27 protein-coding genes and 1 riboswitch are annotated in these 23,309 nt (G+C 61.4%); of the genes, 21 read left to right on the top strand and 6 right to left on the bottom strand.

Annotated features, from left to right (window positions below; translation table 11 throughout):
- The first annotated feature begins 9 nt into the window (after positions 1-9).
- Complete coding sequence (gene mazG / locus WIN67_RS22575) at positions 10-843, top strand: nucleoside triphosphate pyrophosphohydrolase (RefSeq protein ID WP_102880990.1); 834 nt, start codon at positions 10-12, stop codon at positions 841-843.
- 26 nt (positions 844-869) lie between these two features.
- Positions 870-1,409 carry a DUF2058 domain-containing protein gene (locus WIN67_RS22570; protein WP_060840548.1) on the top strand — a complete coding sequence of 180 codons (540 nt, stop codon included), beginning with the start codon at positions 870-872 and terminating at the stop codon, positions 1,407-1,409.
- A gap of 102 nt (positions 1,410-1,511) precedes the next feature.
- Here the strand turns inward: WIN67_RS22570 and WIN67_RS22565 are convergent, their stop codons facing one another.
- The 4 genes from WIN67_RS22565 to purM all read right to left on the bottom strand — a co-directional run bounded on the left by WIN67_RS22565 (position 1,512) and on the right by purM (position 4,427).
- Positions 1,512-1,700, bottom strand: coding sequence for a hypothetical protein (locus WIN67_RS22565; protein ID WP_011062706.1), 189 nt, complete (start codon positions 1,698-1,700; stop codon positions 1,512-1,514).
- A 284-nt stretch (positions 1,701-1,984) separates the two neighbouring features.
- The gene (locus WIN67_RS22560) at positions 1,985-2,698 is read right to left on the bottom strand and encodes a DUF3108 domain-containing protein (protein ID WP_102860742.1); all 714 of its coding nucleotides are present in this window, start codon (positions 2,696-2,698) and stop codon (positions 1,985-1,987) included.
- A gap of 8 nt (positions 2,699-2,706) precedes the next feature.
- The gene (purN, locus tag WIN67_RS22555) at positions 2,707-3,357 is read right to left on the bottom strand and encodes a phosphoribosylglycinamide formyltransferase (RefSeq protein ID WP_339071737.1); all 651 of its coding nucleotides are present in this window, start codon (positions 3,355-3,357) and stop codon (positions 2,707-2,709) included.
- An 11-nt stretch (positions 3,358-3,368) separates the two neighbouring features.
- Entirely contained in the window at positions 3,369-4,427 is a 1,059-nt protein-coding gene (purM, locus tag WIN67_RS22550) for a phosphoribosylformylglycinamidine cyclo-ligase (RefSeq protein WP_102860743.1), read from the bottom strand.
- A gap of 369 nt (positions 4,428-4,796) precedes the next feature.
- Here purM and WIN67_RS22545 point away from each other — a divergent pair, with 369 nt between their 5' ends.
- From WIN67_RS22545 to WIN67_RS22520, 6 genes are all read left to right on the top strand, one after another.
- Positions 4,797-5,846 (top strand): DUF2066 domain-containing protein, encoded by a 1,050-nt coding sequence (locus tag WIN67_RS22545; protein WP_339070069.1) that lies wholly within the window; start codon positions 4,797-4,799, stop codon positions 5,844-5,846.
- 38 nt (positions 5,847-5,884) lie between these two features.
- Positions 5,885-6,958, top strand: coding sequence for an AI-2E family transporter (locus WIN67_RS22540; RefSeq protein ID WP_339070068.1), 1,074 nt, complete (start codon positions 5,885-5,887; stop codon positions 6,956-6,958).
- A 228-nt stretch (positions 6,959-7,186) separates the two neighbouring features.
- Positions 7,187-7,891 (top strand): DnaA regulatory inactivator Hda, encoded by a 705-nt coding sequence (gene hda / locus WIN67_RS22535; RefSeq protein ID WP_007898944.1) that lies wholly within the window; start codon positions 7,187-7,189, stop codon positions 7,889-7,891.
- A gap of 223 nt (positions 7,892-8,114) precedes the next feature.
- Positions 8,115-8,735 carry a C40 family peptidase gene (locus WIN67_RS22530; RefSeq protein WP_102860746.1) on the top strand — a complete coding sequence of 207 codons (621 nt, stop codon included), beginning with the start codon at positions 8,115-8,117 and terminating at the stop codon, positions 8,733-8,735.
- Positions 8,736-8,899: 164 nt separating this feature from the next.
- On the top strand, positions 8,900-9,433 hold the full coding sequence (locus WIN67_RS22525; RefSeq protein ID WP_092311761.1) for a C40 family peptidase: 534 nt from the start codon (positions 8,900-8,902) through the stop codon (positions 9,431-9,433).
- A 22-nt stretch (positions 9,434-9,455) separates the two neighbouring features.
- Positions 9,456-10,118, top strand: coding sequence for a class I SAM-dependent methyltransferase (locus WIN67_RS22520; protein WP_267268729.1), 663 nt, complete (start codon positions 9,456-9,458; stop codon positions 10,116-10,118).
- 2 nt (positions 10,119-10,120) lie between these two features.
- Here the strand turns inward: WIN67_RS22520 and WIN67_RS22515 are convergent, their stop codons facing one another.
- Both WIN67_RS22515 and WIN67_RS22510 read right to left on the bottom strand, forming a co-directional pair.
- Positions 10,121-11,440, bottom strand: a complete 1,320-nt coding sequence (locus WIN67_RS22515) for a PQQ-dependent sugar dehydrogenase (RefSeq protein WP_102880554.1) — start codon at positions 11,438-11,440, stop codon at positions 10,121-10,123.
- A 70-nt stretch (positions 11,441-11,510) separates the two neighbouring features.
- Positions 11,511-12,092, bottom strand: a complete 582-nt coding sequence (locus WIN67_RS22510; RefSeq protein WP_102880553.1) for a hypothetical protein — start codon at positions 12,090-12,092, stop codon at positions 11,511-11,513.
- Between the two features lie 170 nt (positions 12,093-12,262).
- A riboswitch (cobalamin riboswitch) is annotated at positions 12,263-12,495 on the top strand.
- 80 nt (positions 12,496-12,575) lie between these two features.
- Here WIN67_RS22510 and cobO point away from each other — a divergent pair.
- The 13 genes from cobO (at position 12,576) to WIN67_RS22445 (ending at position 23,282) form a co-directional block, all read left to right on the top strand.
- Complete coding sequence (cobO, locus tag WIN67_RS22505; RefSeq protein WP_339070067.1) at positions 12,576-13,187, top strand: cob(I)yrinic acid a,c-diamide adenosyltransferase; 612 nt, start codon at positions 12,576-12,578, stop codon at positions 13,185-13,187.
- Positions 13,188-13,197: 10 nt separating this feature from the next.
- A complete protein-coding gene (locus WIN67_RS22500; protein WP_339070066.1) occupies positions 13,198-14,538 on the top strand; it encodes a cobyrinate a,c-diamide synthase in 1,341 nt (446 codons plus the stop codon).
- Positions 14,531-15,181: a 5,6-dimethylbenzimidazole synthase gene (gene bluB / locus WIN67_RS22495; protein WP_102880550.1), complete on the top strand. Its 651-nt coding sequence runs from the start codon at positions 14,531-14,533 to the stop codon at positions 15,179-15,181. Before WIN67_RS22500 ends, bluB begins: the two co-directional genes overlap by 8 nt.
- Positions 15,178-16,086 carry an adenosylcobinamide-phosphate synthase CbiB gene (gene cbiB, locus WIN67_RS22490; RefSeq protein ID WP_110594693.1) on the top strand — a complete coding sequence of 303 codons (909 nt, stop codon included), beginning with the start codon at positions 15,178-15,180 and terminating at the stop codon, positions 16,084-16,086. The genes bluB and cbiB overlap by 4 nt, the downstream gene beginning before the upstream one ends.
- Entirely contained in the window at positions 16,079-17,071 is a 993-nt protein-coding gene (cobD, locus tag WIN67_RS22485) for a threonine-phosphate decarboxylase CobD (protein WP_306395874.1), read from the top strand. The genes cbiB and cobD overlap by 8 nt, the downstream gene beginning before the upstream one ends.
- Positions 17,068-18,519, top strand: coding sequence for a cobyric acid synthase (locus WIN67_RS22480; protein ID WP_110594690.1), 1,452 nt, complete (start codon positions 17,068-17,070; stop codon positions 18,517-18,519). The genes cobD and WIN67_RS22480 overlap by 4 nt, the downstream gene beginning before the upstream one ends.
- Positions 18,520-18,554: 35 nt before the next feature.
- Positions 18,555-19,076 (top strand): bifunctional adenosylcobinamide kinase/adenosylcobinamide-phosphate guanylyltransferase, encoded by a 522-nt coding sequence (gene cobU, locus WIN67_RS22475; protein ID WP_102880546.1) that lies wholly within the window; start codon positions 18,555-18,557, stop codon positions 19,074-19,076.
- The gene (gene cobT / locus WIN67_RS22470; protein ID WP_110594688.1) at positions 19,073-20,128 is read left to right on the top strand and encodes a nicotinate-nucleotide--dimethylbenzimidazole phosphoribosyltransferase; all 1,056 of its coding nucleotides are present in this window, start codon (positions 19,073-19,075) and stop codon (positions 20,126-20,128) included. The genes cobU and cobT overlap by 4 nt, the downstream gene beginning before the upstream one ends.
- Entirely contained in the window at positions 20,125-20,700 is a 576-nt protein-coding gene (locus WIN67_RS22465) for a histidine phosphatase family protein (RefSeq protein WP_339070065.1), read from the top strand. The genes cobT and WIN67_RS22465 overlap by 4 nt, the downstream gene beginning before the upstream one ends.
- Before the next feature lies 1 nt (position 20,701).
- Positions 20,702-21,433 (top strand): adenosylcobinamide-GDP ribazoletransferase, encoded by a 732-nt coding sequence (locus tag WIN67_RS22460; RefSeq protein WP_102880543.1) that lies wholly within the window; start codon positions 20,702-20,704, stop codon positions 21,431-21,433.
- A 70-nt stretch (positions 21,434-21,503) separates the two neighbouring features.
- The gene (locus tag WIN67_RS22455; protein WP_102880542.1) at positions 21,504-21,908 is read left to right on the top strand and encodes a MarR family winged helix-turn-helix transcriptional regulator; all 405 of its coding nucleotides are present in this window, start codon (positions 21,504-21,506) and stop codon (positions 21,906-21,908) included.
- 52 nt (positions 21,909-21,960) lie between these two features.
- Complete coding sequence (locus WIN67_RS22450) at positions 21,961-23,163, top strand: MFS transporter (RefSeq protein ID WP_110594684.1); 1,203 nt, start codon at positions 21,961-21,963, stop codon at positions 23,161-23,163.
- Positions 23,160-23,282 carry a hypothetical protein gene (locus tag WIN67_RS22445; protein WP_258010341.1) on the top strand — a complete coding sequence of 41 codons (123 nt, stop codon included), beginning with the start codon at positions 23,160-23,162 and terminating at the stop codon, positions 23,280-23,282. Before WIN67_RS22450 ends, WIN67_RS22445 begins: the two co-directional genes overlap by 4 nt.
- Positions 23,283-23,309 lie beyond the last annotated feature (27 nt).

Raw genomic sequence — 23,309 nt, 5'->3', positions numbered from 1 at the left:
GATGAACTGATGTACAGCCTTGAAGACCTGCTCCACCTGATGGCGCGCCTGCGGGACCCGCAATACGGTTGCCCGTGGGACATCAAGCAGAACTACGCCAGCATCGTTCCCCATACCTTGGAGGAGGCCTATGAGGTCGCCGACGCCATCGAGCGCGGCGACTTCGACCACTTGCAGGGTGAGCTGGGCGATCTGCTATTCCAGGTGGTGTATTACAGCCAGCTGGCCCGGGAGGAGGGGCGCTTCGAATTCGATGGGGTGGTGGACAGCATCACCCGCAAGCTGATTCGCCGGCATCCCCATGTATTCCCTACTGGCGACTTGTACGCGCCGCTGGATATCCCGCGGCTCGATGAGGAGCAGGTCAAGGAGCGCTGGGAGCAGATCAAGGCCGAGGAGCGGGCAGAGAAGTCCGACGCTCCGCAGCAGCTGTCCCTGCTCGATGATGTGCCGGTGGCCCTGCCGGCCCTGTCCCGCGCGGCCAAGTTGCAAAAGCGCGCGGCGCAGGTCGGCTTCGACTGGCCGGACGCCCTGCCGGTGGTGGACAAGGTTCGTGAAGAACTGGACGAGGTGCTGGAGGCCATGGCCGACAACGACCCGGCGGCCATCACTGATGAAATCGGTGACTTGCTGTTTGTCGTGGTCAACCTGGCCAGGCACCTGAAGGTCGACCCGGAAACCGCCTTGCGCGGTGCCAATGCCAAGTTCGATCGGCGCTTCCGATTTATCGAGCAGGCATTGCGCGACACCGGTCGTCCCGTGGAAGATTGCACCCTCGAAGACTTGGATGCCCTGTGGGGTGAAGCCAAGCGTCAGGAAAAGAATTTGCCCAGCTGTGGCTGAGGCCGTTGCCTAAGTGAGTAAGCACCATGAGCCTTTCCCTTCGCGACCAGTTGCTCAAAGCAGGGCTGGTCAACCAAAAGCAGGCCAAGCAGGTCAGCAAAGACAAGCAGAAGCAGCAGCGCCTGGCCCATAAAGGCCAGATCGAACTCGATGACTCCCAGCAGCGCGCAGCCCAGGAAGCCATGGCCGAGAAGGTCAAGCGTGACCAGGAGCTCAATCGTCAGCAGCAGGAGAAGGCCGAGCAGAAGGCCCGTGCAGCGCAGATCAAGCAACTGATCGAAGTCTCGCGTCTGCCCAAGCTGAACACCGAGGATTACTACAACTTCGTCGACGACAAGAAGGTCAAGCGTCTGTCGGTGAACACCCTGATGCGCAACAAGCTCAGCAGTGGCTCCCTGGCCATCGTTCACCACGGTGGTGGTTACGAGGTGATTCCGCGGGAGGCGGCGCTGAAGATTCAGGAGCGCGATCCGCGGCGTATCGTACAGCTCAATACTCCCACCGAGGCGCCGGATGAGGATGATCCATACGCGGCCTATCAGATCCCTGATGATCTGATGTGGTAAGCATCTTGTAACGACCAACCCCGCTCATGGCGGGGTTGGTCGTTTATGGGGGGCGGGTGGGAATCCGCGTGGAGATCCCGGCGCTCCTGCGCTGACGTTGAGTCAGGAACTCTGAGGCGCGCGGTTCTGCTCGAGTTTTTCCAGTTCAGCCTTGTAGCTGTGGGCGTCGCTCTCGGAATGGAACATGCCCACCAGCATGTCTTGTTGATGTACATCCCAGATCCGTACACCCGCGGCTACGCCTTCATGGGACATATGTGAATCGTCGCGTTCAGTTACTTTTACAGTCATCTGCTAGCTCCAATCTCGGTTGATCTGCAGCAAGGCGTGTGCAGGGCTCTTTTATATATTTTGTTAGCTTGCTAAGTAAATTGTCTGGATCTGCAACAGACCTTTGCAGGATCGGCGACAATCCCGCAGCCCGCGAAAACCGTGACATTTCGCCGCAGTCGGCGAAGTTTCATGACAAAAGTTTCATCTTGGAGGGCTTGCCCCGGCGTCTGGCAGGCGGACATGGAGTGACATTTCACGCAAAAAAAAGCCCCGCTTTCGCGAGGCTTTGATCGTGCTGCGGCTTAACTGCCTTTGACTGTCTTGCCGTTGACGGTGCCGTTGAGGAGCATGATGTTGTACTCCTTGCCGTCGGTTTCCACCTGTTGCAGGCGTACCAGCAGGTAATCCCAGTCCTTGGCGAACCACATCACGGTGATGCGTTTGCTCTGTGTCGGGTCGCGCACGCGCTCGACCTTGATCGCATCGATCTGGCCGGCCTTGGTGTCGACCTTCTCCGAGCCCAGGACGCGGAAGTCATAGGTGTCGACTTCACCGCCATCGACCACTTGATAGCTCATGGTCTTCTTGCCGGCGGCTACGTCATGCTGCAGGGCCAGCTGGTAGGTGGATTTGTCCACCATGCCGGTATTCAGAGGCAGCTTGACCGCATCGCCGCGGTCGGTGCCGGTGACCATCTTCGCGCTCCAGTCGAAGTCCAGGTCGGCTTTCTTGGCCTTGCCCAGACCACCGCGTTCGAAGTGATAGGACTGGGGCACCAGGGTGTCCTTGTCCAGGGTCAGGGTGCTTTCTTCACTCAGGCTGGCGATCATCATCGATGCCTTGAAGCTGAGTTTCCACGTGCCGTTGGCGGTTTTTTCCAGGCTGCGTTCAGCTGTGCCGCTCATGGGCAACTGCTTCCAGTCGGCGGTATAGCTGGCGGAGAACGGTTGAAGGTCTGCCGCCTGCACAACCGGCAGGGCGAACAGAGCACAAGCGAAGAGCAGGGCGCGACGCATAAAATCTCCTAGGTTCGAATCAAATAGCCGCTGGCGGCCAGTAATTGACCATCCAGTAAAGCACTCTGATCGCCGAGCGTCAGCCGACCTTCGGCAAACCAGCGTACGGCCATGGGGTAAATCCGGTGTTCCTGGACGTGCACTCGCTGCGCCAGGCTTTGCGGCGAGTCGTGCAACTCTACCGGGATCACAGCCTGTACGACCAGAGGCCCGCCATCGAGTTCCTCGGTGACGAAGTGCACACTGCAACCGTGCTCGGTATCTCCGGCCTCCAGCGCCCGCTGATGAGTGTGTAACCCTTTATATTTGGGTAGCAGCGAGGGATGGATATTCAACAGGCGGCCCTGGTAGTGGCGGACGAATCCAGCGCTGAGAATGCGCATGAACCCGGCCAGTACCACCAGTTTTGGTTGGAAGGTATCGATCAGCTCGATCAACCCCTGGTCGAAGGCCTCGCGGCCTTCGAAGGTGGTGTGATCAAGGAAGCGGGTAGCGATACCCGCTTCCTTGGCACGCTGCAGGCCATAGGCGTCAGCGCGGTTGGAGATCACGGCAGCGATGCGAAACGGACTGTCGTCGGTCCGCGCGTTGTCGATCAGGGCTTGCAGGTTACTGCCGGTGCCGGACAGCAGCACCACAACATCACAGGTCGGCGACATCCGCTCTTGCATCAGTGGGCCTTGAGGTTCTTCAGCTCAACCTGGGCCGCGCCTTCGGCTGCGGTGGCGATTTGGCCAATGACCCAAGGCTGCTCGCCAGCTTCACGCAGAACGTTCAGGGCGTTTTCGACCTGGTCCTGGGCGACGCAGATGACCATGCCCACGCCACAGTTCAGTACGCGGTGCATTTCGTGTTCGTCGACGTTGCCTTGCTCTTGCAGCCAGTCGAAGACCGCCGGACGTTTCCAGCTCGCCACATCGACCACCGCCTGGGCGCCTTTTGGCAGTACGCGCGGGATGTTGTCCAGCAGGCCGCCGCCGGTAATGTGGGCCATGGCCTTGACCGCGCCGGTGTCCTTGATCAGCTTGAGCAGCGGCTTGACGTAGATGCGGGTCGGGGCCATCAGCAGGTCGGTCAGTGGCTTGCCGTCCAGCTGGATGCTTTCGATGTCGGCACCGGATACTTCGATGATCTTGCGGATCAGCGAATAGCCGTTGGAGTGCGGGCCGGAAGAAGGCAGGGCCAGCAGGGCGTCACCGGCGGCGACTTTCGAGCCGTCGATGATTTCGGCTTTTTCCACCACGCCGACGCAGAAGCCGGCCAGGTCGTAGTCTTCGCCCTCGTACATGCCTGGCATTTCAGCGGTTTCGCCGCCTACCAGGGAGCAGCCGGACAGTTCGCAGCCGGCGCCGATGCCGGTCACTACCTGGGCTGCGGTGTCGACGTTGAGCTTGCCGGTGGCGTAGTAGTCGAGGAAGAACAGCGGTTCGGCGCCGCAGACCACCAGATCGTTGACACACATGGCCACCAGGTCGATGCCGATGCTGTCGTGCTTGTTCAGGTTCAGGGCCAGGCGCAGCTTGGTGCCGACGCCGTCAGTACCGGAAACCAGTACTGGTTGTTTGTAGCCGGCCGGGATTTCGCAGAGGGCGCCGAAACCGCCCAGGCCGCCCATGACTTCCGGGCGCGCAGTGCGCTTGGCGACGCTCTTGATGCGTTCGACCAATGCTTCACCGGCGTCGATGTCTACACCGGCGTCTTTGTAGCTCAGGGAGGGTTGCTTGCTCATGATCCAGGCCTTTAGGGGGGATTCAGGGGTATCGACCGAACCAGAGAGCCTGCTGAAACACTGCAAAAGGGTTTCAGGGTGCCCAGCTGATGCCGGTCTGCGAAGGCGCGCGATTTTATCAGGCTTGAGGGGCAGCGGCCATCCTCGGGCCGACGGGTAGAGGCATATCCGGTTAAAAAAACTGCGATTGGCCGTGTTGGTGCCCCTGCCCATGCCTGTATAAGGTATAGCGCTCAAGTGGCTATCGTTATGACAGTGCGAAAACAATCGGGCGACGGGTGAATGTTTTGCCGGGGCTTGTGGTCACAGCCTTGCTCGCAGCGGTTCATGGGTACTGTTTCAATCGTTTTTTGTCGTCGGGAATCTTCCATGCGTCTGGGTAAATTTCTATTTGTGGGCTGTTTGTCATTGGTCAGCCTGGCGAGTCATGCCGAAACCCTCAATGGCTTGTATCAGGTGCGTGAGCCGGTGAGCAGCCAGTCGCCCGAAGAGCGCAACCAGGCCACCCAGCGAGCACTGGAAACCCTGGTGCTGCGTCTCACTGGTGACGCCAAGGCTGCGCAGGGGCCCGGTCTGGCAGCGATCCGCAAGGACCCGCAGCAGATCATCAGCCAGTACGGTTATGACGCCGGGCCTCCGGAAAGCTTGCAGGTGGACTTCGATCCGGTCAGTACCGATCGTGCCCTGCGTCAGGCGGGGTTGCCGTTGTGGGGAAGCAACCGGCCGTCGATCCTCGGTTGGTGGCTGAGTGACTCGACCGAAGGCTCGAGCCTGGTCGGGGATGGCCAGGCCAGTGCCGCGCCCCTGCGGCGAGCCGCTCAGCATCGTGGCTTGCCTTTGCGTTTGCCTCTTGGCGACCTGGATGAGCAGATCGTCGCGACGGCACCGAATCTCGAAGGCGCCGATCCGACTCCGCTGCGTGAAGCTTCTGAGCGCTATGGCGCAGATGCGCTGTTGGCGGTACATGCTCGTGAAGAGGGTGGCCAATGGCAGGCCAAGTGGCGGTTGTGGCTTGGCGATCAGAAAGAGCAAGGCACTGTTCAGGGGGCTGATACCGCCGCCTTGGCAGATGGCGTATTGCTTGCGGTGAGTCAGCGCCTGGCGCCGCGTTTCGTTACCCGTCCCGGTGTTTCCAGCGAGCAGTTGCTGGAAGTGCAGGGCATGACCCTGGAGCACTATGCCGCCTTGGGGCACCTTTTGGAGCCTTTCGGTGCGCAGTTGCAGAGTATCGACGGTGACCGGGTCGTCTATCGGGTCAATGGCAGCGCGGAGCAACTGCGGGCGCAGTTGTCCCTGGCCAAGCTGCAAGAGATCCCGGCTGATGAGATGCCGGCTCCCCAGGTGTCTGTGCAAGGCGGGCAAGGCACCGCGCCGGTCGCAGCGCCTGCGACACCGGCACAGTTGCGTTTTCGTTGGTAGCAGGTTGATTTCCTTCTATATAGAAGCAGGAGTGGTTTATGGCTGATACGCGTCGTTGGGTCTGGTTGGGTGGAGTGCTTCTGGTTTGTGGGTTGGTTTACCTGCTGCACCCGATCCTGAGTCCGTTCCTGGTGGCGCTGTTGCTGGCCTATCTGTTCGACCCCTTGGTGGATCGCCTGGAAAAATGGGGGCTGTCCCGTACCTGGGGTGTGGTGGCTGTGTTTGCGCTGTTCACCCTGATCGTGATGACGCTGCTGCTGGTATTGGTGCCGATGCTGGCCAAGCAGTTGCTGCGATTGTATGAATTGGCGCCGCAAATGCTCGACTGGATGCAGCACTCGGCAATGCCCTGGGTGCAGTCCCGGCTGGGGCTGGCGGATGGCTTCTGGAAGTTCGACAAGGTCAAGGCTGCCATCAGCGAGCATATGGGGCAGACCACGGACATCGTGGGTGTGGTGCTGAGCCAGGCGACTGCTTCGGGGTTGGCGCTGATCGGCTGGTTGGCCAACCTGGTGCTGATCCCGGTGGTCAGCTTCTACCTGCTGCGGGACTGGGATCTGATGATGGCCAAGATCCGTAGCCTGTTGCCGCGCAATCGCGAGGAGCGGGTGATGTCCCTGGCGGGTGAGTGTCATGAGGTGCTGGGGGCGTTTGTCCGCGGGCAATTGCTGGTGATGCTGGCTCTCGGGGTCATCTATGCGGCAGGGCTGATGTTGGTAGGGCTCGAGCTGGGCCTGTTGATCGGCCTGATTGCCGGTTTGGCAGCGATCGTGCCGTACATGGGCTTTGTCATAGGCATTGGAGCTGCGCTGATTGCCGGTCTTTTCCAGTTTGGTGGTGACCTGTACCCGATGCTCGGCATCGTTACGGTATTCATGGTCGGGCAGGCGCTGGAGGGGATGGTGCTGACGCCATTGCTGGTAGGTGATCGCATTGGTCTGCATCCGGTGGCGGTAATCTTTGCCATTCTCGCGGGTGGTGAGCTGTTCGGGTTTACCGGGGTGCTGCTGGCTCTGCCGGTGGCGGCGGTGATCATGGTGCTCGTACGCCATGTGCATGACCTGTACAAGGACTCGGACATCTACAGTGGTGCTGAAGACCCCGAACTGTAGGCGGGCAAAAGGCTCGACGAGCAGGGGCGCCCCGGGCGGGCGCCCATTCATGACTGTCCATCTGCTGCTGTCCGGGCTGTCAAAGAATCCCCTTTGCCTCGTTTCGGCTGACGCAAACCTTTGATTTTGCTTGTGGTCTGCTGCATTGTGCGCTCGGCGTCACGGGTATAAACTTTGCAAACTTTACACAGAGGCCACTAACGGTTCCTTTGGAACTGTTCAGTCAGCATGAAACCGATTCAGCTGCCCCTAGGTGTGCGTCTGCGTGATGACGCCACCTTCATCAACTACTACCCAGGCGCCAATGCCGCTGCACTCGGCTACGTCGAGCGCCTATGCGAAGCCGACGCCGGTTGGACGGAAAGCCTGATCTACCTCTGGGGCAAGGACGGCGTAGGCCGTACGCACTTGCTGCAGGCGGCGTGTTTGCGTTTCGAGCAGTTGGGGGAGCCTGCGGTTTACCTGCCGCTGGCAGAGTTGCTGGATCGTGGTATCGAGATTCTCGACAATCTTGAGCAGTACGAATTGGTTTGCCTGGATGATCTGCAGGCGGTGGCCGGCAAGGCCGATTGGGAAGAAGCACTGTTCCATCTGTTCAATCGCTTGCGTGACAGTGGTCGACGCTTGCTGATCGCGGCCTCGACCTCGCCCCGGGAGTTGCCGGTGAAACTGGCGGACTTGAAGTCCCGTCTGACCCTGGCGCTGATATTCCAGATGCGTCCGCTCTCTGATGAAGATAAATTGCGTGCCCTGCAACTGCGTGCGTCCCGTCGTGGGCTGCATCTGACCGATGAAGTCGGGCATTTTATTCTGACTCGCGGGACTCGCAGCATGAGTGCGCTTTTCGAGTTGCTCGAGCGTCTTGATCAGGCCTCATTGCAAGCTCAGCGCAAGCTGACCATTCCTTTCCTGAAAGAGACTCTGGGCTGGTAAAACCAAGGCCTGCAGCGCTTCGCTGGAAGGCGTTCGGCATATTTCAGGCGTCAGAAAACGCACCTTTGGAAGGGTTTCCAGAGGCGGGCGGACTTAAAATGGGCTTAAAGCCTTAGATGTACGGAAGAAACTCATAAGTCACATTCTGATCGATTGAATTTGCAAATGAGGGCGATAGAAGGCATAGTCGCGTCTTCTTTTATTTCAAGCCACGGTCGTGCCCATGCTAAATCGCTTCGCACCCCTCGTGCCTCTCGCACTCGTTACCCTGTTGTTTGGTTGCGCTTCTCACACCCCTGTGTCTCAGCAGCAACCCGTGCAACAGGCTCAAGTCTCCGCAAAAAACCAGTCTTCCGCTGTTTACCAGGAAGAGCTGGCAACTGAAAAGGAACTGGCAGAGTTCTCTGACAGCAAGCCTTACCAGTTGCCAGTTCTGGCTGACAGCATCCTTGAGCGCGGCATGTCCCTGATCGGTACCCGTTACCGTTTCGGCGGTACCTCGGAAGCCGGCTTCGATTGCAGCGGTTTCATTGGTTATCTGTTTCGCGAAGAGGCGGGCATGAACCTGCCGCGCTCCACTCGCGAAATGATCAACGTCAAGGCTCCTCTGGTAGCGCGTAACAACCTCAAGCCGGGCGATCTGCTGTTCTTCAGCACCAACGGTCGCGGGCGCGTCAGTCACGCCGGTATCTATCTGGGGGATGATCAGTTCATCCACTCCAGCAGCCGTCGCAGTGGCGGCGTGCGAGTAGACAGCCTGGGTGACAGCTATTGGAGCAAGACCTTCATCGAAGCCAAGCGAGCCCTCGCCATGGCACCGACCGTGGTCACTGCACGTAAATAAGCAGACTGTTTGTAGGGCGAAGTTAAAGTCTTACTTGAAGTTTGGCGTGTAGGCGCTAGAATCCTGATCTATTGTTGAAACTAACCGCGTAAGCCCTGCTTACGCGGTTTTGTTTTCAGTACCACGGCAGAGAAAGCCGCATCCCGATCAGGATTGTTCAGCTTATGTCGACCTCGGCCCGTTTCGCGCTTATTGCCCTCGCTGCACTGCTCAGTGCTTGCGCCAGTCGTACACCGCCTCCGGCGCCTGTGGTACGTGCTCCGGTATTCAATTCCTCCCAGGCCTTTTCTCCGGTTGCCGAAGACGTGCTGTTTCGCGCCTTGGGTCTGGTAGGCACGCCCTATCGCTGGGGTGGCAATACACCGGACTCCGGATTCGATTGCAGCGGTTTGATTGGTTATGTCTACCGTGATGCGGCGGGTATTTCCTTGCCGCGCTCGACTCGGGAAATGATCGGCATGCAGGCGCCGGATGTGGGCAAGAATGCCTTGCAGACCGGTGACCTGATCTTCTTCGCCACCAATGGCGGTTCTCAGGTCAGCCATGCCGGGATCTATGTTGGCGAAGGGCGTTTCGTGCACGCCCCGGCCACAGGTGGCACCGTGAAGCTCGACAGTCTGTCCAAAGCCTATTGGCAGAAGGCCTACCTGAGTGCCAAGCGTGTACTGCAGCCGGAACATCTGGCGCACAACCCATAACCTTTCTCCGGTCGAGGTGCTCGTGACTGCTCGTACCCTCAACCTCGACGATGCCCTTTATCAGTACCTGCTGGACGTTTCACTGCGTGAGACGCCCTTATTGCGTCGTTTGCGTGACGAAACCCAGGCGCTGCCCAATGCGCGCTGGCAGGTGGCGCCGGAGCAGGGGCAGTTCCTTGCGCTGCTGATCAAGCTGATCGGTGCTCGCCGCATCCTCGAGGTCGGGACCTTCACCGGCTATAGCGCCTTGTGCATGGCCCAGGCGCTGCCCGACGATGGTTTGTTGATCTGTTGTGATATTCCCGGCGATTACAATGCCACCGCCTGTCGTTACTGGAAGGACGCGGGAGTCGACCAGCGTATTGACCTGCGCCTGGCGCCCGCGCTGCAGACCCTGGCTGGCCTGGAGCAGGCGGGCCAGCTTGAGTCTTTCGATCTGATCTTTATCGATGCGGACAAGGCCAATTATCCGGCCTATCTGGAGTTTTCCCTGCGTTTGCTGCGAGTTGGGGGCCTGGCGGTATTCGACAACACGCTATGGAGCGGGCGAGTGCTGGAGGCGAATGCCGCCAGTGAGGATACCCGAGCCATCCAGGCGCTCAATCGCGCCTTGAAGGATGACTCGCGCATCGATTTGTCACTGCTGCCCCTGGGGGATGGCCTGACCCTGTGCCGCAAGCGCTGAACTCAGGGTGCTTTGGCGGCGGATACCCGCCAGATCTTGTTGCCGACGTCATCGGCGACCAATAGCCCCCCTTGCTGATCAATGACTACCCCGACCGGGCGTCCTAGGGCTTTTTCATCGGCATTGAGAAAGCCGCTGAGTACGTCGATCGGTTGTCCCTGGGGTTTGCCTGCACGGAAAGGCACGAATATCACCTTGTAGCCGCTGTGGGGCTTGCGGTTCCAGGAGCCGTGCTGACCGATGAAGGCACCTTCGGTAAAGGGCGCGGGAAGTTTGCTGCCTTCGGCGAAGGTCAGGCCCAGTGAAGCCGTATGTGGGCCCACGGCATAATCCGGGGCGATTGCCTTGCTCACCTGTTCGAGGTTTTGTGGCTTGACCCGAACGTCCACGTGTTGCCCGTAGTAACTGAAGGGCCAGCCATAAAAAGCCCCGTCCTTGACCGAGGTGATGTAGTCCGGAACCAGATCGCTGCCAATCTCGTCGCGCTCATTGACGGCGGTCCATAGTGCTCCACTGACCGGCTCCCAGGCCAGGCCGTTGGGGTTGCGCAGGCCGGTGGCGAACAGGCGATGCTTGCCGCTGGCTCGATCCACTTCCCAGATGGCTGCACGGCCTTCTTCTTTATCCAGGCCATTTTCCCCAACGTTACTGTTCGAGCCGACGGTGACATACAGCTTGCTTGCGTCCTTGCTGGCGATGACGTTCTTCGTCCAGTGGTGGTTGAGGGTGCCGCCGGGGAGGTCAAGCACCTTGGTGGGGGCTGCGCTGATGTGGGTGTCACCGGCCTGATAGGGGAAGCGCAGCAGCTTGTCGGTGTCCGCTACATACAGATCATTGCCCACCAGAGTCATGCCGAAGGGGGAGTTGAGGTTCTCCAGGAACAGGCTGCGGGTTTCCGCCACGCCGTCGTGATCCTGGTCCCGCAACAGGGTAATGCGGTTGGCGCTGGGGACGGTTGCTCCGGCACGGCCCATCACTTTTCCGGCGATCCAGCCGCGAATGCCCTGGCTGTCATCCGGCTTGGGCGGTGCATTGGTTTCAGCTACCAATACATCGCCATTGGGCAATACATACAGCCAGCGTGGGTGGTCGAGGTTTTCGGCGAAGGCGGCAACCTGTGTGCCGGCTGCTGCCGTGGGTTTTGCGCCCTGTGGCCAGCCGATGGCGGGGGCAATATTGACCGTTGGGATCAGCGTGGGATTGGGCTGCGGCAGTTTGGGGTTCGGTCCGGTGCCGTCCGAGACTTGCAGGCTTGAGGTTTCGCCGCAGGCGGTGAGGCCGGCGGCGATAGCGATAAGCAAGGTGTGTTGAAGCTTGAGCATGCTGATTTCCCTATGAGTGCACGAACGTCGTAGTCATAGAGGAGCATAGCCAGTCGATGGTTCCGCCTGATCAGCGGGCCTCCTTGAACAGTACGGCAATCCCCGGATGGTAGTGGCCGCTTTCGTTATGCAGCTTGCGGTAGGCGTAGGGGAAGTACCAGGCTACGGCGCAGCAGTGCTCCTTTTGCAGTTCGTCCAGCATGTCCTGAAGTTCTTCGGGAGAGGCGCTGTGCTGGGCTTTTTGCGGGGCGACAAACAGGCAGCCAAGCCTCAGGTCGCTGGGGTAGCTGATCTTTCTGGCGTCACTGGCAATGTCCAGCAATGGCTGGGTCAGGTGCAGGCTGTTGACTCGCGGCCAGCGCTGGGTGGTCTGGATATAGGCGCGTTCGTCCTTGGTGGCCAGGTACAGGTCGGTACGAGCGTTGCGGGCGCCGTCTTCCTGTTGCTTCTTGCTGGGGCTGTGTTCCAGGCTGATCATCTCCGCCATCCAGGCAGCCGCGGAAAGTAATCCCAGGTTGGCCTTTTCATCGAACCAGTACGGGGTTTCGCTATCGCCGCGGACTGCGTTGTAGCGGTCAATGCAATCGAACCAGCGTTCCAGCATCGGGCGCAGGAATTCCAGCTTTGGATTGCTGATGATCATGCCTTGCATCGAGCTCACTCCTTATTGTTGTGCGGCAGGACCTTGGGTCCTGAATTATGGCTTTTTGATATCACCGCTCTGAGTGTGGCACAAGATTGGCGTCAGTTTGTTGATGCAGTGCAGTTTTGTGTGGTGTGCGACGGCTGGCTTTAATTGACGCTCCACCCCCAACCCTCTAACCTTCGCGACTTGTTTCAGGTGCTCTGTGGCCCACGGTCGACAGAGTGAAACAGGGAAGCCGGTCAGGGCCTGTTCCAGCGATGGACACGGCAACGATTCCGGCGCTGCCCCCGCAACGGTAGATGAGTCAAGGCTGTGCCACATGCCACTGTGTCGATGACATGGGAAGGCGCGCAGCCCGGCAGCGATGCCCCTCATGAGCCCGGAGACCGGCCTGATCCATCCAACGGCATCACGGTGGGCGATGCCAGGCTAGCGCCGTCTCTTTCTTTTCCTGCCCGCCGTTCCCCAGCCCCAACGGAGAGCTGCCCCATGAGTGAATCCCCCGATCGTGACGAGCGCCATCTGGCGCGCATGTTGCGCAAGAAAGCCGTGATCGACGAGCGCATCGCCAACTCGCCCAACGAATGTGGCCTGTTGCTGGTGCTGACTGGCAATGGCAAGGGCAAGAGCAGTTCGGCCTTCGGCATGCTGGCGCGGTCCATGGGCCACGGTATGCAGTGTGGTGTGGTGCAGTTCATCAAGGGCCGTAACAGCACCGGGGAAGAGTTGTTCTTCCGGCGTTTTCCAGAGCAGGTGCGGTTTCACGTGATGGGTGAGGGCTTCACCTGGGAGACCCAGGATCGCCAGCGCGACATTGCTGCGACCGAAGCGGCCTGGGCGGTATCCAGGGAGCTGTTGAGCGACCCGGAGATTGGTCTTGTAGTACTCGACGAGTTGAACATCGCGCTCAAGCACGGCTACCTGGATCTGGACCAGGTGCTCAGTGATCTGCAGGCTCGGCCACCCATGCAGCATGTGGTGGTGACCGGCCGCGGCGCCAAGCCGGAGATGATCGAGCTGGCAGATACCGTCACTGAAATGGGCATGGTCAAGCATGCGTTCCAGGCCGGTATCAAGGCGCAGAAAGGTGTTGAGCTGTGAGTGTGAATTCATGACCGATGTTCGTCATTGCCCGGCGGTATTGATCGCCGCACCGGCTTCTGGCCAGGGCAAGACCACCGTGACCGCGGCACTGGCCCGCCTGCACCGCAACCAGGGGCGCAAGGTGCGGGTATTCAAGTGCGGTCCGGATTTTCTCGACCCAATGATTCTTGAGCGTGCCAGCGGTGCTCCGGTGTACCAGCTGGACATGTGGATGGTCGGGGAGCAGGAAAGCCGTCGCTTGTTGTGGGAGGCTGCGGGCGAAGCAGACCTGATCCTGATCGAAGGGGTCATGGGGCTGTTCGATGGCACGCCCTCCAGTGCCGATCTGGCGCGGCATTTCGGCGTCCCGGTGCTGGGGGTGATCGATGGCACCGCCATGGCCCAGACCTTTGGTGCATTGGCTCTGGGACTGGCCCGCTATCAGCCGGACCTGCCGTTCGCCGGGGTGCTGGCCAATCGGGTAGGCACCTTGCGTCACGCGCAGTTGCTCGAAGGAAGCCTCACCGAGGGGTTGCGCTGGTACGGTGCCTTGTCCCGGGAGACTGACATCGAGTTGCCCAGCCGCCACTTGGGGCTGGTACAGGCCAGCGAGCTGAATGATCTGGACCTGCGTCTTGATGCTGCCGCTGAAGCCCTGGCCAGCAGTTGCCAAGTGGCACTGCCGCCGGCAGTGAGCTTTGCCGCACCAACGCCGGTACCCTGCGAGCCTTTGCTTGCCGGTGTGCGAATCGCTGTGGCGCGGGATGAGGCGTTTGCCTTTACCTACGGTGCCAGCCTGGATCTGTTGCGGGCCATGGGCGCGCAGTTGAGCTTCTTCTCGCCGATTCATGACACTGAGCTGCCGGAGGCGGACAGTCTGTATCTGCCCGGTGGATACCCTGAATTGCACCACCAGGCACTGGCGCAAAACACCGCGATGCTGGGTGCCATTCGTGCCCATCATGGTGCGGGCAAGCCGTTGCTCGCGGAGTGTGGTGGCATGTTGTACTTGCTGGACTCCCTGACCGACGTCGAAGGGCAGCGTGCCAATCTCTTGGGGCTGCTACCCGGTGATGCCGTGATGCAAAAGCGCCTCGCGGCCCTGGCCTTGCAAGCGGTGGAGTTACCGGAAGGCAGCTTGCGTGGTCACACCTATCATCATTCCCTGACCAGCACGCAACTCGAGCCGATTGCCCGCGGCATCAGCCCCAATGGTGGCCGTGGTGCGGAAGCGGTGTATCGCGATGGGCGGATGACTGCCTCCTATGTGCACTTTTATTTTCCGTCCAACCCGGCGGCGGTGGCGGCTTTGTTCGTGCCAGCTCGCGCTGGCAAGCCAACGCCTGTAGAGGAGGCGGTAGGTGAGTGAGCAGGATTTTTCTACGGCGGAGCGTGAGGCGGTTTATCGCGCCATTGCCGAGCGCCGGGATATGCGTCACTTCGCCGGTGGCAGTGTCGCGCCCGAGCTGCTGCGGCGTTTGCTGGAGGCGGCGCATCAGGCACCCAGCGTGGGGTTGATGCAACCCTGGCGTTTTATCCGTATCAGCGATCGCCCGTTACGTGGACGAATCCAGCAGTTGGTGGAGGAGGAGCGGGTGCGCACTGCCGAGGCCTTGGGAGAGCGTTCCGACGAGTTCATGAAACTCAAGGTTGAAGGCATCAATGACTGTGCCGAGGTGCTGGTGGCGGCGTTGATGGATGGGCGTGAGCGGCATGTCTTTGGTCGGCGCACTCTGCCGGAAATGGACCTGGCTTCGCTGTCCTGTGCCATTCAGAACCTCTGGCTGGCGGCGCGCAGCGAAGGCCTGGGCATGGGCTGGGTTTCGCTGTTCGAGCCCCAGGCCCTGGCCGACCTGCTGGGATTGCCCGCCGGTGCCAAACCCTTGGCCGTGTTGTGTCTGGGGCCGGTTACCGAGTTCTATCCGGCGCCTATGCTGGCGCTGCAGGGGTGGGCGCAACCCCGGCCATTGAGTGAGTTGCTGTATGAGAATTACTGGGGAGTGAGTCAATGAGTGTGGCGTTGCTGAGTGTCGCCGGGGTGGCGCTGGATGCGCTGCTGGGCGAACCCAAGCGCAGGCATCCGCTGGTGGCCTTTGGCCGTATGGCGGATCGTATCGAGCAACGTTTCAACGCCGCCGGCCGAGGCTGGCGCAGTCATGGGGTCACCGCCTGGGTACTGGCGGTGCTGCCCTTGACCCTGTTGGCCACGGCCCTGTCCTGGCTGCCCTACATTGGCTGGGTGGTGGAGATCATTGCACTGTATTGCGCCCTGGGCCTGCGCAGCCTCGGCGAGCACGTTGCGCCGGTGGCTCAGGCTTTGCGCAGTGAAGACCTGGATGAAGCCCGGCGTCGGGTCGGTTTTCTGGTGAGCCGTCAGACCAGTGAACTGGACGCCACCGAAGTGGCGCGGGCAGCCACTGAATCGGTGCTGGAAAACGGCAGCGATGCCGTGTTCGCCGCCTTGTTCTGGTTTGCCGTGGCCGGTGCGCCGGGGGTGGTGCTCTATCGCCTGAGCAACACCCTGGATGCAATGTGGGGCTATCGCAACGAGCGTTTTGAGCGTTTCGGCTGGGCGGCGGCGCGAATCGACGACCTGCTCAACTATATTCCTGCGCGTCTGGTGGCCCTGACCTATGCCTTGCTGGGCAAGACCCGCCTGGCGCTCAAATGCTGGTGGCGCCAGGGGCCGACCTGGGACAGCCCCAATGCCGGTCCGGTGATGGCGGCTGGAGCGGGCGCCCTGGGGGTCGAGTTGGGCGGCGCAGCGATTTATCACGGTGAGTTGCACCAGCGTCCGCAACTGGGCGAAGGCGAGCCGGCGAGTGCCGACTCCATTGATCGCGGTTGGCAGTTGGTGCAGCGGGGTGTCTGGCTGTGGTTGTTGATTTTGTGCCTGGGGGCTGAATTCTATGCTTGAGCACGGCGGAAGGTTGCGCAAGGCGGCCCAGGAACACGGGATCGCCGAAGAGGCCTGGCTGGATCTGTCCAGCGGATTGGCGCCCTGGCCATTTCCCTTGCCGACCATTCCCCTGCGTGCCTGGGCACGTCTGCCGGAAACCGATGATGGCCTGGAACAGGCGGCCTGCGCCTACTACGGCGCGACTGAGGTGCTGCCGGTGGCCGGTTCCCAGGCGGCGATCCAATTGCTGCCGCGGCTGCGGCGGGCGGGCAAGGTCGGGGTCTTGTCACCCTGTTATGCCGAACACGCCGAGGCTTGGCGGCGCAGTGGCTACCGGGTGCGTGAGGTGCTGGAGCAGGAAGTGGATTTCTTTCTCGACAGCCTCGATGTGCTGGTGGTGGTCAACCCCAACAACCCCACCGGTTTGAGCCTCACGCCCGAGCGCCTGCTGGATTGGCATGCCCGCTTGGCCCAGCGCGGTGGTTGGTTGGTGGTGGATGAAGCCTTCATGGATAACACCCCGCAACTGAGTCTGGCCCGGCATGCCCATCAGGTGGGGCTGATTGTCCTGCGTTCATTCGGCAAGTTCTTCGGGCTGGCAGGCGTACGCCTGGGCTTTGTCCTGGCCGAGCGCCGGTTGCTCAGGCTGTTGGCGGAGCAGGTTGGCCCTTGGGCGGTCAGCGGGCCGACCCGGGTGCTGGGGCAGGCTTGCCTGCGGGATGTCGAGGGGCATGCCCGGCAACGTCTGCGCAGTGAAGTGGCCAGCGAGCGCTTGAGTGAAGTTCTTGCGCGCTACGGCTTCAAGCCTCAGGGCGGCTGTGCGCTGTTCCAGTGGCTGATCACCGCCGAGGCCGAGCGGCTTTATCAATTCATGGCGCGGCGCGGCATTCTCCTGCGGCTGTTCGCCCACAACAGCAGTCTGCGCTTCGGCCTGCCCGCCGACGAGGCCGATTGGGCGCGCCTGGAACAGGCGCTGCAGGCTTATCGCAAGGACTATCCATGAGCACGCTGATGGTACAGGGCACCACCTCGGATGCCGGCAAGAGCACGCTGGTGACCGCGCTGTGTCGCTGGTTGCTGCGCCGGGGCGTCAGCGTGGTGCCGTTCAAGCCGCAGAACATGGCGCTCAACAGTGCGGTGACCGCCGACGGTGGTGAGATCGGACGGGCCCAGGCGGTCCAGGCCCAGGCGGCCAACCTGGCACCCCACACCGATATGAACCCGGTGCTGCTCAAGCCCAACAGCGACACCGGCTCCCAGGTGATCATTCACGGCCGGGCCGTCACCACCATGAATGCCGTGGCCTATCACGACTACAAGGCCATCGCCATGCAGGCGGTTCTGGCTTCTCATGAGCGTCTGCGAGGCGCTTATGACGTGGTGATGGTGGAAGGGGCCGGCTCTCCGGCCGAGATCAATCTGCGGGCTGGCGACATCGCCAACATGGGGTTTGCCGAGGCGGTGGACTGTCCGGTGCTGCTGATTGCCGATATCAATCGTGGCGGGGTGTTCGCCCATCTGGTGGGGACTCTGGAGCTGCTTTCGCCCAGCGAGCAGGCGCGGGTCAAGGGCTTCATCATCAATCGTTTTCGTGGTGACCTGGCGCTTTTGCAGCCGGGCCTGGACTGGCTGGAGGCCCGTACCGGCAAGCCGGTGATTGGTGTGCTGCCCTATGTCATGGACCTGCATCTGGAGGCGGAGGACGGCATCGACCAGCGCCAGGCCGGCAAGGTCGAGCAAGTGCTGAAGGTGGTGGTGCCGGTGCTGCCGCGCATCAGCAATCACACGGATTTCGATCCGTTGCGCCTGCATCCTCAGGTGGACTTGCAGTTCATCGGCCCCGGGCAGGTGATTCCCGCCGCCGACCTGATCATTCTTCCCGGCTCGAAAAGCGTACGCGGCGATCTGGCCTATCTGCGAGCCAACGGCTGGGATCGGGCCATCGACCGGCACCTGCGTTATGGCGGCAAGCTGCTGGGTATCTGTGGTGGTCTGCAGATGCTCGGCAAGCAGTTGCACGACCCACTGGGTCTGGAGGGCGCGGCGGGCTCCAGCCCGGGCCTGGGCTTGCTGGATTTTGAGACCGTGCTCGAAGCAGAGAAGCAGCTGCGTAACGTCAGCGGCAACCTGACCCTGGAGAATGCGCCGGTCAGTGGTTATGAAATTCACGCCGGTGTCACTCGCGGCCCGGCCCTGGAGCAGCCTGCGGTGCAGTTGGAGGACGGTCGCAGCGATGGTGCTTGCAGCGTCGATGGGCAGATCCTCGGCACCTATCTGCATGGTCTGTTCGAGACTCCGGCAGCCTGTGGTGCGCTGTTGCGCTGGGCGGGGCTGCAGGATGTGCAGGAGGTGGATTATCACGCCTTGCGCGAACGCGATATCGAGCGTCTGGCGGATCTGGTGGAGCGTCATCTGGATACCGCCGCGCTGCTCAAGCTCTGTGGCCTGTAAGCCGCGGTGGACTCACTTTTCAAAGGTGCTCAAGCATGCTGCAACTGATTCTCGGCGGTGCCCGTTCCGGCAAGAGTCGCCTGGCGGAAAAGCTGGCCACCGACAGCGCCCTTGAGGTGACCTACATCGCCACCAGCCAGCCACTGGATGGCGAGATGAATCAACGTATTGCCCATCATCGTCAGCGCCGCCCGTCCCATTGGGGGTTGATCGAAGAACCGCTGGAGCTGGCCCGGGTGCTGCAGCAGGCCGCTGGCACCGGGCGTTGTCTGCTGGTGGATTGCCTGACCCTGTGGTTGACCAATCTGCTGATGCTCGAGGACGAGCAGCGCCTGGTGCTCGAGCGTGAGGCCTTGTTGCAGTGTGTGGCGACGCTGCCGGGGGAGATCATCTTTGTCAGCAACGAAACTGGAATGGGTGTCGTGCCCCTGGGCGAATTGACTCGCCGCTACGTGGATGAAGCCGGTTGGCTGCATCAAGCCCTGGCCGAACGTTGTCAGCGTGTGGTGCTGACGGTGGCCGGCCTGCCCCTGACTTTGAAAGGAACTGCGTTATGAGTAACTCCTGGTGGCTGAACCCGTGCAAGGCGGTCGATGCGCGGATGGTCGAGCAAGCCCTGGCGCGTCAACAGCAATTGACCAAGCCGGCCGGGTCCCTTGGCCAACTGGAGCCCTTGGCGGTACGTCTGGCCGGTTTGCAAGGTCAGCTCAAGCCAGGCCTTGAGCGGTTATGGATTTCGATTTTCGCCGGGGATCACGGGGTGGTTGCCGAGGGCGTATCCGCCTACCCACAGGAAGTGACTGGGCAGATGCTGCTGAACTTTGTCAGCGGCGGCGCGGCTATCAGCGTGCTGGCACGGCAACTGGGTGCGCAACTGGAGGTGGTGGACCTGGGCACAGTGGCCCCAGGATTGAGCCTGCCGGGTGTGCGCCACCTTAACCTGGGGGCCGGTACGCAGAACTTTGTCCAGGGGCCGGCCATGACCCCGGCTCAGGGTGAGCTGGCCCTGCAAGCAGGCCGCGACAGTGCGTTGCGCGCCCGAGCCGAGGGTGCCCAACTGTTTATCGGCGGTGAGATGGGCATTGGCAACACCACTGCCGCCAGTGCCATTGCCTGTGCCTTGCTGGACATTCCGGTGGCGCAGTTGGCCGGACCGGGCACCGGCTTGAATGCCGAAGGGGTCAATCACAAGGCCCAGGTCATCGAGCGGGCCTTGGCCCTGCATGCGCGGTCCCGCGACGATGCCTTGCAGACGCTGTTCAATCTCGGTGGTTTTGAAGTGGCTGCGTTGGTGGGGGCCTATCTGGCCTGCGCTCAGGAAGGAATCGCAGTGCTGGTTGATGGGTTTATCTGCAGTGTCGCGGCCCTGGTGGCGGTGCGCCTGAATCCGGCGTGCCGTCCATGGCTGCTGTTTGCGCATCAAGGGGCCGAGCCGGGGCACCGGCATGTGCTGGGCGCTCTGCAAGCCGACCCGTTGCTGGATCTGGGCTTGCGTCTGGGGGAGGGCAGCGGTGCCGCGCTGGCGGTGCCATTGCTGCGCCTGGCCTGTGATCTGCACGGGCAGATGGCGACCTTCGCCGAGGCGGCCGTGGCGGACCGCCCGGCATGACCCTGTATCTGGACCTGTTGCGCCACGGTGAAACCGAACTGGGCGGTGGTTTGCGTGGCAGTCTGGACGACGCCCTGACAGAGCGGGGCTGGCAACAGATGCGTGACGGGGTTCAGGGGCGCGGGCGTTGGGATCTGATTGTCAGTTCACCCTTGCAGCGGTGCTCGCGTTTTGCCGAGCAACTGGCTGCGCAATTGCAGTTGCCCCTGCTGCTGCAGCCTGATGTACAAGAGCTGCATTTTGGCGCCTGGGAGGGGCAGAGCGCAGCGGCGCTGATGGAAACCAATGCCGATGACCTGGGCCGATTCTGGGCCGATCCCTATAGCTTTACTCCGCCCCAGGGAGAGCCCGTGGCGGACTTTTCCCAGCGGGTGATGGGGGCGATCGAGGGCTTGTACCGGGACTGTGCCGGGCAGCGGGTGCTGTTGATCAGTCATGGTGGGGTGATGCGCCTGTTGCTGGCCCGGGCGCGGGGGCTGCCTCGGGAGCAGTTGCTGAATGTGGAAGTCAGCCACGGTGCGTTGTTCAGCTTGAAAGTCGCCTCTACGGGGCAATTGAGCGAGGAGGGCTGAGATGCTGCCATTCTGGATTGCCCTGCAGTTTCTCAGCAGCCTGCCCATTCGCCTGCCGGGCATGCCTCAGCCTGAAGAGCTGGGGCGCTCATTGCTGTTCTATCCGCTGGTGGGGCTGTTGTTCGGTGTGCTGTTGTGGTTGCTGGACGCCGTGCTCGCGGGCACCCCCTTGCTGCTACACGCGGCGTTGCTGCTGAGCGCCTGGGTCTTGCTCAGCGGGGGATTGCACCTGGATGGTTTGGCAGACAGTGCCGATGCCTGGCTGGGGGGCTTCGGTGATCGAGAGCGCACCTTGAGCATCATGAAAGACCCCCGGAGCGGGCCCATCGCTGTGGTGACGTTGGTGCTGGTGCTGTTGCTCAAGTTCGCTGCACTGGTAGCGCTGATCGAACAGCAGCAGGGCGTTGCCTTGTTGCTGGCACCTCTGATTGGGCGTGCCTCATTGCTGGGGTTGTTCCTTTGCACGCCATATGTGCGTGCGGGTGGCCTGGGTCAGGCGCTGGCCGATCATCTGCCACCACTGGCAGGGCGACAGGTGCTGGGCTTGAGTGTCCTGGTCTGTTTGCTGCTGGGAGGCTACAGCGGACTCTGGGTGGTGCTGCTGGCGGTGTTGCTGTTCTTCTGGTTGCGCCAGTTGATGATTCGGCGCCTGGGTGGCACTACCGGCGATACGGCGGGGGCTCTGCTGGAGTTGCTGGAGACGGCGGTATTGCTGGTGATGGTGCTTATTTGAGCAAGGTCTGCAGTAGCTGCTTTTTCTGAAATTTCTTGCCTTGGATTAATAGCGGGTATATACACGCATCATGCTTCCCTCTCAATGTTTGTGCACCAACCTGCGTCGTGCCGCTCGTGGCGTCAGCAGGTATTACGACGGCGCCCTCGACGGCTTCGGGATTAACGTTGCCCAGTATTCTTTGCTGAACAATCTGCTGCGTCTCGATCAGCCGAGCATTTCCAGCCTGGCGGACGCCATGGGCCTGGACCGCAGTACGCTGGGGCGTAATGTGCGGGTCCTGGAGGCTGCGGGCCTGGTCCGGTTGATGGAAGGTGACGACCAGCGCAACCGCCTGGTGCAACTGACCGAGGCGGGGCATGAGCGCTTGGTGGCAGCCTTGCCGGCCTGGGAAGCAGCCCAGCAGCGGCTGATCGATCGGCTTGGGGTGGAAAAGCGTGAAACCTTGTTGGCCTTGCTGAACGAACTCGCCTGAAGGCGCTTCGTTCGACTACAAGCGGGTATATACCCGTAACTGGAGAATAAAAATGTCATCGATGTGGCGCACCTGCGGCTGGGTACTTCTCGGCAGCGCATTGATCCTGGCGCTGTCGCTGGGAGTTAGGCATGGTTTCGGCCTGTTTCTGCCACCCATGAGCGCGCAGTTCGGCTGGGGCCGTGAAGTCTTCGCCTTTGCCATTGCCTTGCAGAACCTGATCTGGGGCCTGGCACAGCCGTTTACCGGGGCCCTGGCCGACCGTTTTGGTGCGGCCAAGGTGGTGCTGGTCGGTGGCGTGTTGTATGCCGTGGGACTGGTGTGCATGGGGCTGTCGGATTCGGCGCTAAGCCTGTCCCTGAGTGCCGGGTTGCTGATTGGCATCGGTTTGTCCGGAACTTCCTTCTCGGTGATTCTCGGGGTGGTCGGTCGTGCCTTGCCGCCGGAAAAGCGCAGCATGGGCATGGGGATCGCCAGTGCCGCAGGCTCCTTCGGCCAATTCGCCATGCTCCCGGGAACCTTGGGGCTGATCGGCTGGCTGGGCTGGTCGACGGCATTGCTGGTGCTGGGCCTGCTGGTGGCGCTGATCGTGCCGCTGGTCAGCATGCTCAAGGACAAGCCGCTGCCGGTGCTGGGGCATGAACAGAGCCTGGGCGAGGCCCTGCGTGAAGCCTGTTCTCACTCGGGGTTCTGGTTGCTGGCGTTCGGCTTTTTTGTCTGTGGTTTCCAGGTGGTGTTCATCGGCGTGCATCTGCCGGCCTATCTGGTGGATCAGCATCTACCGGCGACAGTTGGAACCACGGTGCTGGCGCTGATCGGCTTATTCAACATCTTTGGCACTTACACAGCGGGCTGGTTGGGCGGGCGGATGTCCAAGCCACGGCTGTTGACCGGTCTGTACCTGTTGCGTGCGGTGGTGATCGGCCTGTTCCTGTGGCTGCCGGTGACCCAGACCAGTGCCTACCTGTTCGGCATGGCCATGGGCTTTCTCTGGCTGTCCACCGTGCCCTTGACCAACGGCACGGTCGCGACCTTGTTCGGGGTCAGGAACCTGTCCATGCTTGGCGGCATTGTGTTTCTGTTCCATCAGTTGGGCTCGTTCCTAGGCGGTTGGCTGGGGGGCGTGGTGTATGACCGTACCGGGAGTTATGACTTGATCTGGCAGGTGGCGATTCTTCTCAGTCTGTTGGCCGCGGCTCTCAATTGGCCGGTGCGCGAGCGGCCGGTGGCGCGCTTGCAGGCGAGTGCAGCGTGAAGTCATGGCTGGGTTGGAGTGCCGGCCTGGGCGTCGGCATTGTGCTGTTGTGGCTGGCCTGGTGGGGATGGCATCGCGGCGGGCTGGCGCTGATGCAGTTGGGCATGGGTGCTTGCTAGGTGGGCAGAGGGGCGAGTAACGTCGAT

It is taken from the genome of Pseudomonas idahonensis, from assembly GCF_037903935.1.
Classification (GTDB): Bacteria; Pseudomonadota; Gammaproteobacteria; order Pseudomonadales; family Pseudomonadaceae; genus Aquipseudomonas; species Aquipseudomonas danubii.
The sequence above is the reverse complement of the archived record's forward strand: the minus strand, read 5'-3'. Positions and strand labels throughout refer to the sequence as shown.

Coding starts and splice junctions, on each gene's coding strand:
- WIN67_RS22460 (WP_102880543.1), top strand. CDS start 20,702: ATGCTGCCATTCTGGATTGCCCTGCAGTTTCTCAGCAGCCTGCCCATT.
- WIN67_RS22565 (WP_011062706.1), bottom strand. CDS start 1,700: ATGACTGTAAAAGTAACTGAACGCGACGATTCACATATGTCCCATGAA.
- WIN67_RS22525 (WP_092311761.1), top strand. CDS start 8,900: ATGTCGACCTCGGCCCGTTTCGCGCTTATTGCCCTCGCTGCACTGCTC.
- WIN67_RS22465 (WP_339070065.1), top strand. CDS start 20,125: ATGACCCTGTATCTGGACCTGTTGCGCCACGGTGAAACCGAACTGGGC.
- WIN67_RS22530 (WP_102860746.1), top strand. CDS start 8,115: ATGCTAAATCGCTTCGCACCCCTCGTGCCTCTCGCACTCGTTACCCTG.
- WIN67_RS22540 (WP_339070068.1), top strand. CDS start 5,885: ATGGCTGATACGCGTCGTTGGGTCTGGTTGGGTGGAGTGCTTCTGGTT.
- WIN67_RS22570 (WP_060840548.1), top strand. CDS start 870: ATGAGCCTTTCCCTTCGCGACCAGTTGCTCAAAGCAGGGCTGGTCAAC.
- cobU (WP_102880546.1), top strand. CDS start 18,555: ATGCTGCAACTGATTCTCGGCGGTGCCCGTTCCGGCAAGAGTCGCCTG.
- WIN67_RS22560 (WP_102860742.1), bottom strand. CDS start 2,698: ATGCGTCGCGCCCTGCTCTTCGCTTGTGCTCTGTTCGCCCTGCCGGTT.
- cobD (WP_306395874.1), top strand. CDS start 16,079: ATGCTTGAGCACGGCGGAAGGTTGCGCAAGGCGGCCCAGGAACACGGG.
- WIN67_RS22545 (WP_339070069.1), top strand. CDS start 4,797: ATGCGTCTGGGTAAATTTCTATTTGTGGGCTGTTTGTCATTGGTCAGC.
- WIN67_RS22500 (WP_339070066.1), top strand. CDS start 13,198: ATGACCGATGTTCGTCATTGCCCGGCGGTATTGATCGCCGCACCGGCT.
- WIN67_RS22480 (WP_110594690.1), top strand. CDS start 17,068: ATGAGCACGCTGATGGTACAGGGCACCACCTCGGATGCCGGCAAGAGC.
- mazG (WP_102880990.1), top strand. CDS start 10: ATGTACAGCCTTGAAGACCTGCTCCACCTGATGGCGCGCCTGCGGGAC.
- WIN67_RS22450 (WP_110594684.1), top strand. CDS start 21,961: ATGTCATCGATGTGGCGCACCTGCGGCTGGGTACTTCTCGGCAGCGCA.
- WIN67_RS22510 (WP_102880553.1), bottom strand. CDS start 12,092: ATGCAAGGCATGATCATCAGCAATCCAAAGCTGGAATTCCTGCGCCCG.
- purM (WP_102860743.1), bottom strand. CDS start 4,427: ATGAGCAAGCAACCCTCCCTGAGCTACAAAGACGCCGGTGTAGACATC.
- cbiB (WP_110594693.1), top strand. CDS start 15,178: ATGAGTGTGGCGTTGCTGAGTGTCGCCGGGGTGGCGCTGGATGCGCTG.
- WIN67_RS22515 (WP_102880554.1), bottom strand. CDS start 11,440: ATGCTCAAGCTTCAACACACCTTGCTTATCGCTATCGCCGCCGGCCTC.
- cobO (WP_339070067.1), top strand. CDS start 12,576: ATGAGTGAATCCCCCGATCGTGACGAGCGCCATCTGGCGCGCATGTTG.
- purN (WP_339071737.1), bottom strand. CDS start 3,357: ATGTCGCCGACCTGTGATGTTGTGGTGCTGCTGTCCGGCACCGGCAGT.
- cobT (WP_110594688.1), top strand. CDS start 19,073: ATGAGTAACTCCTGGTGGCTGAACCCGTGCAAGGCGGTCGATGCGCGG.
- hda (WP_007898944.1), top strand. CDS start 7,187: ATGAAACCGATTCAGCTGCCCCTAGGTGTGCGTCTGCGTGATGACGCC.
- WIN67_RS22455 (WP_102880542.1), top strand. CDS start 21,504: ATGCTTCCCTCTCAATGTTTGTGCACCAACCTGCGTCGTGCCGCTCGT.